This is a genomic window from Rhizobacter sp. P1_G5 (genome assembly GCF_056405435.1).
In genome coordinates this window covers 1-11,755 of record NZ_JBFUCB010000130.1, presented here as the reverse complement: position 1 = coordinate 11,755, position 11,755 = coordinate 1, and the positions used below count along the sequence as shown (strand labels likewise).

The window sequence follows — 11,755 nt, the reverse complement described above, 5'->3', positions numbered from 1 at the left end:
GTCGAAGCCGACGCTCGAGGTGTAGCGCTTCACCAGGTCGCTCATCGGCTCGGAGAACAGGGCCGACCAGGCTTCGGATTTCTTGTCGAGTTGATTGGCAGACATCGTCGGGGGCGCTCGGAACGGGGCGTCGTGTAACGCTTGGTAGGCTCGGTTGCCGGGCGGCGCCAGTTGGCGACAATGCACTGGTGGCCGCAGGCACCGGGGGAAGCCCCGGATTCTATTCGGCCCACCCCGCCATGCCCGAACCCCACGCGACCACCTCCGCCTTCGCCCCCACGCCCAGCCGCCCGGCGCCGCTGTGGTCCGAGTCGACCCGGCCCGACGAGCAGCGCGGCAGCAGCATCTTCAATTCCACCAACTTCGGCGCGGTGCCGCTGGCCCGCCAGCCGCTCGGGCCGGTGTCGGCCTTCGACGTCTGCCACGTCGGCGTCGTGCTGCGTGCATTGTTCTTCGTGCACGCCGTCGTCGCGATCGGCGTCAGCTTCGCGGCGCCCACGCTGTCGGCCTGGCTGAACCTGCTCGGCCAGGCTACCGGCGTCGCATTGCCGGCGGTGCTGCTGTGGCTGGTCTCGGTGTGCCTGCTCAAGCGGCCGCTCGCCCGGTTGCCGGTGGCCGGCCAGTGGTGCGCCGCGGTCTGCATCGGCGGCCTGAGCGGCGCGTTCGGCTGGGCGCTGCTGGTGGCGGTCGACATCCGCCTGCAGGACACGATGCGGCTGGCCGCGCCGCTGCTGGCCGGTGCCGCGCTCGCCGCCGCGCTTTTCTACTGGCTGACGCTGCGCGCCCGCGCCCGGCTGCCGGCCGACACCGCGGCCCGGCTGGCCGAATTGCAGTCGCGCATCCGCCCGCACTTCCTGTTCAATACGCTCAACACCGCGATCGCGCTGGCCCGGCTCGATCCGGCCCGCACCGAGCACCTGCTCGAGGACCTGGCCGAGCTGTTCCGCGTCGCGCTCAGCGCGACCGACGAATCGGTCAGCCTGAGCGAAGAGATCGCCCTCGCGCAGCGCTACCTGGCGATCGAGCAGATCCGCTTCGGCGAGCGCCTGCAGCTCAGCTGGGACCTCGACGAAGACGCCGGCGCCGCACGCGTGCCGCCGCTGCTGCTGCAGCCGCTGGTCGAGAACGCGGTGCGCCACGGCGTCGAGCCCTCGCCCGACGGCGGCGTGATCCGCATCCGCACGCGCGTCAAGCGGGCGCATGCGGTGGTCAGCATCGCGAACACCGTGCCGCGTTCCGGCTCGCGCCCCGGCAGCGGCATGGCGCTGCGCAACGTGCGCGAGCGGCTGAAGCTGATGCACGACGTCGCCGCGCAGTTCGAGACCCAGCTCGACCGCGACGTGTTCCGCGTCCAGATCGTGGTGCCGCTGTGAATTGCCTGTCATGAACACCCCCTCCGCCCTGGCGCCGCTGCGCGTGCTGCTGGTCGATGACGAGCCGCTGGCGCGGCTGCGCCTGCGCGGCCTGGTCGGCGATTGCGTCGAACCGCGCGCCGAGGTGGTCGGCGAGGCCGGCAATGCGCAGCAGGCGCTCGAATGGCTGGCCGCGAACGCCTGCGACCTGCTGCTGCTCGACATCCACATGCCCGGCCCCGACGGGCGCCAGCTGGCCGCCCAGCTGCGCCGCCGCAGCGACCCGCCGGCCATCGTGTTCGTCACCGCACACGCCGAGCATGCGCTGCAGGCCTTCGAGCTCGATGCCGCCGACTACCTGACCAAGCCGGTGCGCCGCGAGCGCCTGCAGGCGGCGCTGCAGCGCGTCGTGCAGCGGCTGGCACCGCGAGCGGCACCTGCCGCGGCGGTGCCCGACGACGAACCGGTGATCCTCGTGAACGACCTCGGCCGCAAGCTGCGCGTGCCGGTGTCCGAAGTGCTGTACCTGAAAGCGGAGTTGAAGTACGTGACCCTGCGCACCGCCACCCACACCCATGTGCTCGACGATGCACTGACCGACCTGGAGCAGCGCCTGGGCGACCGCTTCCTGCGCATCCACCGCAACGCGCTGGTCGCGCGGCGCGCGCTGCGTGCCCTCGAGCGGCGCACGCTGCCGGGCGAGGATGGCGGCGAGCCGGCCGAAGGCTGGGTGGTGCGTGTCGCGCCGGTCGACGACTGGCTGGTGGTGTCGCGGCGGCAGGTCGCGGCCGTCAAGGAGGCGATTGCCGAGGGGGGTGTATGAGCGCGCCGCCCGGCAATGCGGTCCGCGCGACGGTGGGCCTGGCCTTGGTCGCCCTGCTGTTCGCGCTCGTCTGGCAAGGCTCGCCGCAAGCCCCGGTGCCACCGGTCGAGCCGGTCGTCGCCGAGGCTGCCGACGCCGCAGCGTCCGCACCGCAGACCTTCCCGATGCCCGGCCCGCCGTTGATGGACGGCTTCGCGGCCGTCTACGGCAACGCGGCATCGGCCGCCGCCGCCGCGGCCAGCACACCGCTCGCGGCCGACGAGATCGAGGTCTGCGGCATCGGCCGCGTGAAGGCGAAGGGCGGCCAGCCGCTCGACCGCACGCTGTTCACGACGGCCGGCGACGCGGCCCGTCGGCGCCTGGTCACGACCCTGGCCCAGCAGCCGGACGAGCTGGCCCGCGCCGCCGGCCTGCTGCTGCAGCGCGACGAAGGGCCGCCGCATGCGAATGCGCCGCAGGCCTGTGAAGGGGCCGATTGCAACGCGCCGGCCGAACCCGGGGAATCCGAGTTGCAGCGCCAGGCGCGCGTCGGCGCCAATGCGTCGCAGCGCGATGCGCTCGCGCAGATGGCGGTCGCGACGCGCTCGCCGGCCGTCTACACGCTCGCGTGGCGGGCGTGCCGGGCGAGCCCCGGYGGTGCCTGCCAGATGCTGTCGACACGCCAGCTCGCGACGCTCGACCCGAACAATGCCGACGCCTGGCTGGAGGTCGCTTCCGAGGCCGACCAGCACGGCGAGACGGGCCTCGTCGACGAGGCCTTGTACCGGGCGTCGAAGGCGACGACGGCCGACCTGCGCTGGGGCCAGGTCAGCGCGCTCGCGCTGCGCAACCTGCCGCCGGGCACGCCTGCCATCGAGCGCCGCGCGGTGATGGCACGCGCGGAGGCGATCGAGTCGGCGCTGGCGATGCCGGGGCTGAAGACGCTGATGCAGCACTGCGATGCGAATGCGGTGCGCGACGGCAACCGCCTGCAGGTGTGCGCCGACATCGCCGAGCTGCTGTCGAAGCGCTCGACCACGCTGCTCGACATGGCGATCGGCCAGGCCCTCGGGGCGCGCGTCGGCTGGCCGGCCGAGCGCCTGCAGGCGCTGCGCCTGGAGCGCGATGCGATGTCGCAGGCACTGAAGCCGATGGCCGCCGCGCCCGGCACCGAGTGGTCGTGCGCGCAGATCGAGCGCGAGACCCGGTGGGTGCTCGACATGAGCCAGTTCGGCGAGATCGGCGCGGCGCGCATGCTGATCGCCCGCACCGGGCAGGACGTCGCCGCGCTCGCGAAGCAGTACAGCGACGACCGCGCGGCGGCTGCCGCGCGCGCGGCGAGTGCGCCGGCCTCCGGCGTCGTCGCACTCGCGCGCTGAGGGTCCGCCGCCCGTCAGGCGGCGAGTTGCTGCTTCAACGCCGCGGCCCCGGGCCCGAACGCATACGCATCCATCCCCAGGCACCCGTAGGTCACCGCCTCGTGCAGCCGTTCGGGCGCGTGCGCACGGCCGCCGGCGCCGGCCGCCACGTACCACGGCAGCAGGTGCTCGTCGGTCGGGTGCATGTCGACTGCCGCGGGCGCCTGACGGCGGTAGTCGAACAGCGCCTCCCAGTCGCGGGCGGCGCTGCGCTCGAGCATCCAGCGGCGGAAGCCCGCGCTCTCGGCGATCTCGGCCGCGTCGAGCGCCGGCCGGCCGTTGCTGAAGATGCGGCGCAGGTTGTGCGTGATGCTGCCGCTGCCCATCACCAGCACGCCCTCGTCGGCCAGCGAGGCGAGCAGTTCGCCGAGCGCGAACTGCTGCGCCGGCGGCAGGTTGGGCACCCACGCGAGYGGCAGCACCGGGATGTCGGCCTGCGGGCGCATGAAGCGCAGCATGCTCCAGATGCCGTGGTCCAGGCCGCCTTCCTCGCTGTGGTGCACCGGCAGGCCGGCCGCGCGCAGCCGCGCCTCGACCTGCGTGGCCAGTTCCGGTGCGCCGGGCGGGCTGTACTGCAGCTGGTACAGCGCGTCGGGGAAGCCGCCGAAGTCGTGCACCGCCTGGTGCGTGGCCGCGCCCAGCAGCACCGGCTCGCGCGCCAGGCTGTGCGCCGACACCGCGAGGATGGCCTTCGGGCGCGGGTGGTGGGCGTCGAGCGCCGCGCCCAGGCGCTGCAGGAACGGGCCGGTGGTGCCGGGTTCCAGCGCCAGCATCGGCGAGCCGTGGGACAGGAAGATCGCGGGCAGGGTGTTCATGCCCCCATTGCAGCACCCCGCGTGCCCCGCACGGTTCGTCGGATTTGCACGCAGGGTTCAGCCCGGTTGCTGGCCTAGGCCAGTTTCCCCCGGGCCTGCGCCTCGTCCTTGCGGCGCTCGGTGACGGTGCGGCCGGCGACCCCCCAGTTGTCGGTCTCGACCTCGTCGATGATCACGAAGGTCGTCGCCGGGTCCTTGCCCAGCACGCGGACCATCATCTCGGTGGCTTCGGCGATCAACTGCTTCTTTTGCTGCAGCGTGACGCCTTCACGGGTGACTTCGATGCGGATGATCGGCATGGCGGTTCACCAGTGACCGGCGGACTGCCCGCCATCGACGTGCAGGATCTCGCCCGTCACGAACGAGGACTTCTCGAGGAACAGCACCGCGTCGACGATGTCGCTCATCTCGCCCATGCGGCCCACCGGGTGCAGGCCGCTCAGCGCCGCATGGTTCTCCGGCGGGTGCATCGGCGTCTTGATGATGCCGGGCGAGACCGCGTTGACGCGGATCCCGCGCGACGCGTACTCGATCGCGAGCGCGCGGGTCGCGGCATTCAACCCGCCCTTGGTGATCGAGGCCAGCACCGCCGGCACGCCGTTGATCGGCTGGTCGACGATGCTGGTCGTGATCTGCACGATGTGGCCGGACCCTTGCGCCTCCATCCGCCGCACCGCGCGCTGCGTCACGTGGAAGAAGCCGGTGAGGTTGATCGCGATGTTCGCCGACCAGTCGTCCGCGGTGAACTGCGTGAACGGCTTGGCGGTGAAGATGCCGGCGTTGTTGACCAGCGTGTCGATGCGGCCGAAGCGGTCGACGCCTTCGCTGAAGATGCGCTCGGCGGTCGCCGGGTCGGCGATGTCGCCGGCGATCGCGAGGATGCCGGGGTCGTCGCTCGGGCGGATCGAACGCGAGTTGGCGACCACGCGCCAGCCGGCCTCGCGGTAGGCCTTGACCAGCGCGGCGCCGATGCCGCTGGAAGCGCCGGTGATGACGGCCGTCTTGGGATCGTGTTTCATGGTGAACGGGCTCCTGTGAACAAGAAGGAAAGGACAGGGCTTCACTGTAGGAACCGGGCCCCTGGGGATAAAGGGGGTTCGCTTACCATCTGCCGCTACACGGTGTAATCAATGCGGCCGCTGGGTGCGATGACATGAAACGGCAGTTCGACGACGTGATGCTGGGCAGCATCGAGCTGTTCTGCCTCGCGGCCGAGCACCAGGGCTTTACCGCGGCCGCGACGATCGCGGGCGTGACGCCGGCCGCGGTCAGCCGCTCGATCGGCCGGCTCGAAGGGCGGCTGGGCGCGCGGCTCTTCGTGCGCACGACGCGCCAGATCCGCCTGACCGATGCCGGGCGTTCCTACTTCGAGCGCTGCCGCGCCGCGCTGGACCAGCTGGTCGATGCCGAGCGCGAGGTCGGCGGCCAGCAGGCGCAGGCCTCGGGCACGCTGCGCATCAGCGTGCCCACCACCTACGGCCACCACCGGCTGCTGCCGATGCTGCCGGCGTTCATGCAGGCCCATCCGGACGTGAAAGTCGAGCTGCACGTCAGCAATCGCAACATCGACTTCGGCGGCGAGGCTTTCGACCTCGCGATCCGCGTGCGCGCCCCCGACGACTCGACGCTGATCTGCCGGCACCTGGAAGACGCCGAGCTGGTGATCGTCGCCGCGCCGGACTACCTGGCGCGCCGCGGCACGCCGGCGACACCGGAGGACCTGGCCGGCCACGACTGCATCCAGTTCGAACTGCCGAGCAACGGCCGCCCGATCCCCTGGCTGATCCGCGAGGACGGCCGCGACGTCGAGATGCTCACCACCGGCCGCTATACCTGCGCCGACGACGTGCTGGCCGGCGTGACGCTGGCCCGCCATGGCGCGGGCGTCTTCCAGGCCTACCGCTTCGTCGTCGAAGGCGACCTGGCGGCCGGCCGCCTGACCGAGCTGCTGGCGCCGTTCGGCGGGCGCTCGCGGCCCTACAACCTGCTGTACCCGCATGCACGGCATGTCCCRCTGAAAGTCCGGGCCTTCGTCGAGTACTTGCTCGAACGCAAGCGCCAATGGGACGATCCGGTCCCGATCCGAAAGAAATCCCGATGACGTCTGCCGATTCCGCTGCTCCCGTGTCGCCTGCGCCTGCCCGCCCCGCATCGGCCTGGACCCTCGCCTGGCGGCAGGCCGCGCGCGACTTCCGCGCCGGCGAGCTGCGGCTGCTGCTGGTTGCGGTGATGCTGGCGGTGGCGGCGCTCAGCGCGGTCGGCTTCTTCGCCGACCGGCTGAATGCCGGCCTCGCGCGCGATGCCCGGCAGATGCTGGGCGGCGACGCGATCGTCGCGAGCGACCAGCCGGCCCCGGCCGACATCGCCGAGCGTGCACGCGGCCTCGGGCTCACGCTCGCGCAGACGGCCACCTTCCCGAGCATGGGCCGTGCGCCCGACGACAAGGGCGGCGCCTCGCGGCTGGTGGCCGTCAAGAGCGTGACCAGCGGCTACCCGCTGCGCGGCAAGCTGACGCTGGCCGACGCACCTGGCGGTGCGCAGCGCACGGTCGCGAGCGCGCCGGCCGCCGGCACGGTGTGGGTCGATGCCGGCGTGCTCGATGCGCTGCAGCTGAAGGTCGGCGATGCGCTGCTGCTCGGCGATGCCAGCCTGCGCATCGCGTCGATCATCGTGATCGAGCCCGACCGCGGCGCCGGCTTCATCAGCTTCGCGCCGCGCGTGATGCTCAACGAGGCCGACCTGCCCGCCACCGGGCTGGTGCAGCCCGCCAGCCGCGTCACCTACCGCCTGGCCGTGGCCGCGCCGGAGGGCCGCGCAGCCGCGCTGCGCGAGTTCGTCAGCTGGACCGAGGCCCAGCTGAAGAGCCGCCAGCTGCGCGGCATGCGCGTCGAGTCGCTGGAGACCGGCCGCCCCGAGATGCGCCAGACGCTGGACCGCGCGCAGAAGTTCCTGAACCTCGTCGCGCTGCTGGCGGCGCTGCTGGCGGCGGTGGCGGTGGGCATCGCGGCGCGCGACTTCGCCGACCGGCACCTCGACGACTGCGCGATGCTGCGCGTGCTCGGCCAGCCGCAGCGCACGATCGCGCTGCAGTACTTGCTGGAGTTCGGCATCGTCGGCGTGCTCGCCAGCGTGGCCGGCGTGCTGCTCGGCTTCGCGGTGCACTACGTGTTCGTCTGGCTGCTGGCCGGGCTGGTCGACAGCGCGTTGCCGGCCGCGAGCGGCTGGCCGGCGCTGTTCGGCATCGGCGTCGGCTTCACGCTGCTGATGGGCTTCGGCCTGCCGCCGGTGCTGCAGCTGGCCCAGGTGCCGCCGCTGCGCGTGATCCGCCGCGATGTCGGCGCGCTGAAGCCAGCCTCGATCGCGGTGCTGGCGGCCGGTGCGATCGGCTTCGCGGCGCTGCTGCTCGCGGTGTCGTCCGACCTGACGCTCGGGCTGATCGCGGTCGGCGGCTTCGCTGCAGCGATCGCGGTGTTCGCGCTGCTGTCGTGGATCGCGGTGCAGCTGCTGCGCCGTGCGGTGCCCGAATCGCGCGCGCCGCGCTGGCTGGTGCTGGCCACACGGCAGATCGCGGCGCGCCCGGCCTTCGCGGTGCTGCAGGTGTCGGCGCTCAGCGTCGGGCTGCTGGCGCTGATGCTGCTGGTGCTGCTGCGCACCGACCTGATCTCCAGCTGGCGCGCCGCGACGCCGGCGGATGCGCCGAACCGCTTCGTGATCAACATCCAGCCCGAGCAGGGCGAGGCCTTCCAGGCGCGGCTGAAGAGCTCCGGCGTCGCGCGCTACGACTGGTACCCGATGATCCGCGGCCGGCTGGTCGCGGTGAACGGCAAGGCGACCAGCGCCGACGACCTGCAAGACGAGCGCGCCAAGCGCTTGCTCGACCGCGAGTTCAACCTGAGCCACGACGCGAAGCTGCCCGATCACAACACCGTCAGCGCCGGCCGCTGGACGCCAGACGAGGCGGGCGGCCTGAGCGTCGAGGAGGGCATCGCCGAGACGCTGCACCTGAAGCTCGGCGACACGCTGCGCTTCGACATCGCCGGCATCGCGGCCGAGGGCAAGGTCACCAGCCTGCGCAAGGTCGACTGGGGTTCGATGCGCGCGAACTTCTTCGTGATGTTCCCGAACGCGCGGATGCCGGACCTGCCGGCCACCTACCTGACGGCGTTCCGCGCGCCGGCGACGCCGGGCTTCGACAACGCGCTGAGCCGCGAATTCCCGAACATCACCGCGGTCGACGTGTCGGCCTCGCTCAGCCAGGTCCAGCAGGTGCTCGACCAGGTGATCCGCGCGGTCGAATTTTTGTTCGGCTTCACGCTGGCGGCCGGGCTGGTGGTGCTGTTCGCCGCGGTCACCGCGACGCGCGAGGCGCGCGCCCGCGAGTTCGCGGTGATGCGCGCGCTGGGCGCGAGCGCGCGGCTGCTCGGCCAGGTGCAGCGCGCCGAGTTGCTGGGCGTGGGCGCGCTGGCGGGTTTCCTCGCGTCGGTGGCGGCGGCCGTGGTCGGCTGGGCGCTCGCGAAGTACGTGTTCCAGTTCAGCTGGAACCCGTCGCCGTGGTTGCCGCTCGGTGGCAGCGTGGCCGGTGCGCTGCTGGCGCTGGCGGCCGGCTGGTGGGGGCTGCGCGAGGTGGTGTCGCGGCCGGTGGTCGAGACGCTGCGCCGCGCGGCGGAGTGAACCGCGGTTCCGAGGTCACGGATCGCTCGATTTCTCGAGGGTCGCCGTGAACTTCGTGCTGGCCGGATCGGGGGGGTTGGGGCGCTCGTCCGGCTTGGCTCCCGCTCGCACGCGCAGCGATGTGGCGCTGATGCGCTCGATCGTCCACAGCATGCGGCCGAGCTCGCGTCCGTCGGCAGCCACGGTGAAGAAGTCGATCCACATCGGCGACTTGCCCTGGTCGACCTGGTAGCGCAGCGAGCCCCCGGACGCGGCGTGCCCGCCCCAGGTCTCTCCGTTCATCTCCAGCGAGGCATAGCCGTCGGCGTCCAGGTGCAGCAGGGCCTTGGCTCCTGTCGAGTCCGTTCCGCGCCACGAGCCGATCAGGTCCGGTGCGATCGTTGTTCTGGCGTCGCAGTCCAGTGTCGCGGGGTCGTCCAGGTCCACGAGCGCGGTGGCTCCCGAGACCATCACGAAGGCTCTTGCGGGCTTGCGGCTGAACCACAGAGTCCGCTGTCCGGAGTCGGCGGCGCTGGCCTGGATCCAGCCGAGGGGGCTCCACGTCGTCCGGATCCGCACGGCCTCGTCGGCAGGCACCGTGCCGAGCAGTTCGGTGGTCGTCTCCTCGGACTTGGAGAGGAAGGCCTGGACCGTCAGGAACTGCCCGGCATCGAACCCGGCCCTCATGCCGATGCGGTACAAGGCCTGCTCGTCAGCATCCAGGACCAGGATCGCGGCCATCGGTACCCACTGGGGATGGGTCGAGGTCGTGAGGATGCGGAGCGATCCGGTGACGGTGTTGCCGGCATTCGGCGTCTTGATGGGGCAAGACAGGTACATGCCGGGCGAGGCCTTCAGCTCGACGGGAACGGAATGGGACAGCAGCGGCAGCATCAGCAGGGGAATGCCGAGGAGCTTGGTGAGTGTCATTCGAGGCACGCAGCGGTTGCGGAGGCTGCATTCTCCGCGAGGCGGACGCAGGCGCCGCGCGAGCCGGGTGCGGTTGCGCAGGCTCAGGCGAGCCGGAACACCGACACCGCGTCCGCCAGCACGCGAGCCTGATCCTTCAGGCTTTCCGCGGCCGCCGTACTCTCCTCGACCAGCGCCGAGTTCTGCTGCGTCATCTGGTCGAGCTGCGTCACCGCGGCATTGACGTTGCCGATGCCGTCGCGCTGCTCCGACGACGCGGCGGTGATCTCGCCGATGATGTCGCTGACGCGTTGCACCGAGCCGACGATCTCGCCCATCGTCCTGCCGGCATCGGCCACCAGGCGCGAGCCGGCGTCCACGCGGTCGACGCTGGCACCGATCAGGCCCTTGATTTCCTTGGCCGCCTGCGCGCTGCGCTGCGCGAGGCTGCGCACTTCGCTGGCGACCACCGCGAAGCCGCGGCCCTGTTCGCCGGCACGGGCCGCTTCCACCGCGGCATTGAGCGCGAGGATGTTGGTCTGGAACGCGATGCCGTCGATCACGCCGATGATGTCGCTGATCTTCTTCGAGCTGGCGTTGATCTCGTCCATCGTCGAGACGACCTGGGCGACGACCGAGCCGCCGCGCGCCGCCACTTCCGCGGCCGATGCGGCCAGCTGGTTGGCCTGCAGGGCCGAATCGGCGCTCTGCTTGACGGTGCCGGTCAGCTGCTCCATCGATGAGGCGGCCTGCTGCAGGTTGCTCGCGGTCTGCTCGGTGCGGTGGCTCAGGTCCTGGTTGCCGGTCGCGATCTCGGCGCTCGCCGTCGCGATGTTGTCGGTCGATTGCTTGACCTGTGCGACCAGCGTGCGCAACGCGTTCTGCATGCCGTCCATCGCGTGCAGCAGCCGGCCGATCTCGTCGTCGCCGCGCGGCTCCACCGCCTGCGACAGGTCGCCCTGCGCGATGCGCTGGGCCAGCCCGCTCGCATGTGCGATCGAGGCGTTGATGCTGCGCACCGTCAGCATGGTCAGCGGCAACAGCACTGCGAGCGCCAGCAGCACGCCGCCGGCCAGCAGCGCCGACTGGGTGCCGATCGCCTGCTCCACCGCCGCCTGCCCGGCCGCCACATGCTCGCGCGAGGCGTCGGACAGCACGCCCAGCGTCTTCTCGACCGCCTCGATGTTGTCCTTCAGCTGCCCGGCGTAGGCACCGGCGACGGCGCCGTCGATGGTCGCGCGCTCCAGCTGGTCGATCACCGGCAGCATGCCGTCGTGGTACTGCTTCAACTGTTCCAGCGCCGCGGCGACCGTCTTGGCCGGCTCGGCGTCCAGGCGCTTGCCCAGGCCGCCCAGCCGCGCCAGCGTCTCGGCATGCGCCTTCGTCCACAAGGCCTTGTTGTCGGTGACCTCGTTGACGTTGTTGAAGTTGATGATCATCTCCTTCTCGAAGCGGCGCAGCCGGCCGAGCGTCGTGCGCAGCTCGCTGATGTCGGAGGCCATGCCGAAGTCGTCGGCCACCAGCGTGCGCACGGTGCCGCGCGTGCCGTGCAGCGCGGCCCAGCCGATGCTGCCGATCAGGCCGAGCAGCAGCAGCGAGAAGCAGGTCGCGAAATAGAGGCGCGAGCGGATCGAGAGGCGGGAGAGAAAGGCCATGGCTCGCGCTGCCGCATCAGTGCTTGCTGTCGATCAGGCCCATCTCGGCGCTGGCCATCAGCTCCTCGATGTCCATCAGGATGAGCATGCGGTCGTTGACGCTGGAGATGCCGGTGATGAAGCTGGTGTCGACGGCGGAGGCCATCTCGGGGGC

General features: G+C 71.6%; 10 protein-coding genes. 5 read left to right on the top strand and 5 right to left on the bottom strand.

All coding sequences use genetic code 11. From position 1 onward, the window contains the following. Positions 1–239 precede the first annotated feature (239 nt). Genes AC1D12_RS11985 through AC1D12_RS11975 form a run of 3 tightly spaced genes read left to right on the top strand, consistent with a single transcriptional unit; the run spans position 240 to position 3,533 of the window. Positions 240–1,373: a sensor histidine kinase gene (locus tag AC1D12_RS11985; RefSeq protein WP_047510981.1), complete on the top strand. Its 1,134-nt coding sequence runs from the start codon at positions 240–242 to the stop codon at positions 1,371–1,373. A gap of 10 nt (positions 1,374–1,383) precedes the next feature. Next, positions 1,384–2,175, top strand: coding sequence for a LytR/AlgR family response regulator transcription factor (locus AC1D12_RS11980; RefSeq protein ID WP_465113681.1), 792 nt, complete (start codon positions 1,384–1,386; stop codon positions 2,173–2,175). Continuing rightward, the gene (locus AC1D12_RS11975) at positions 2,172–3,533 is read left to right on the top strand and encodes a hypothetical protein (protein WP_477840586.1); all 1,362 of its coding nucleotides are present in this window, start codon (positions 2,172–2,174) and stop codon (positions 3,531–3,533) included. Before AC1D12_RS11980 ends, AC1D12_RS11975 begins: the two co-directional genes overlap by 4 nt. A gap of 14 nt (positions 3,534–3,547) precedes the next feature. On the opposite strand, the gene AC1D12_RS11970 is transcribed toward AC1D12_RS11975, so the two are convergent. From AC1D12_RS11970 to AC1D12_RS11960, 3 genes are all read right to left on the bottom strand, one after another. Then, a complete protein-coding gene (locus tag AC1D12_RS11970; protein WP_465113679.1) occupies positions 3,548–4,387 on the bottom strand; it encodes a dioxygenase family protein in 840 nt (279 codons plus the stop codon). A gap of 74 nt (positions 4,388–4,461) precedes the next feature. Continuing rightward, complete coding sequence (locus tag AC1D12_RS11965) at positions 4,462–4,686, bottom strand: tautomerase family protein (RefSeq protein ID WP_477824897.1); 225 nt, start codon at positions 4,684–4,686, stop codon at positions 4,462–4,464. A 6-nt stretch (positions 4,687–4,692) separates the two neighbouring features. Continuing rightward, on the bottom strand, positions 4,693–5,406 hold the full coding sequence (locus AC1D12_RS11960) for an SDR family NAD(P)-dependent oxidoreductase (protein WP_477824896.1): 714 nt from the start codon (positions 5,404–5,406) through the stop codon (positions 4,693–4,695). A 134-nt stretch (positions 5,407–5,540) separates the two neighbouring features. Here AC1D12_RS11960 and AC1D12_RS11955 point away from each other — a divergent pair, with 134 nt between their 5' ends. Next, the gene (locus AC1D12_RS11955; RefSeq protein WP_477824895.1) at positions 5,541–6,488 is read left to right on the top strand and encodes a LysR family transcriptional regulator; all 948 of its coding nucleotides are present in this window, start codon (positions 5,541–5,543) and stop codon (positions 6,486–6,488) included. After that, on the top strand, positions 6,485–9,058 hold the full coding sequence (locus tag AC1D12_RS11950; protein WP_477824894.1) for an ABC transporter permease: 2,574 nt from the start codon (positions 6,485–6,487) through the stop codon (positions 9,056–9,058). The genes AC1D12_RS11955 and AC1D12_RS11950 overlap by 4 nt, the downstream gene beginning before the upstream one ends. A gap of 15 nt (positions 9,059–9,073) precedes the next feature. Here the strand turns inward: AC1D12_RS11950 and AC1D12_RS11945 are convergent, their stop codons facing one another. Both AC1D12_RS11945 and AC1D12_RS11940 read right to left on the bottom strand, forming a co-directional pair. Next, on the bottom strand, positions 9,074–9,967 hold the full coding sequence (locus AC1D12_RS11945) for a hypothetical protein (protein WP_477840584.1): 894 nt from the start codon (positions 9,965–9,967) through the stop codon (positions 9,074–9,076). Between the two features lie 83 nt (positions 9,968–10,050). Further along, positions 10,051–11,601 (bottom strand): methyl-accepting chemotaxis protein, encoded by a 1,551-nt coding sequence (locus AC1D12_RS11940; RefSeq protein ID WP_477840583.1) that lies wholly within the window; start codon positions 11,599–11,601, stop codon positions 10,051–10,053. Positions 11,602–11,755 lie beyond the last annotated feature (154 nt).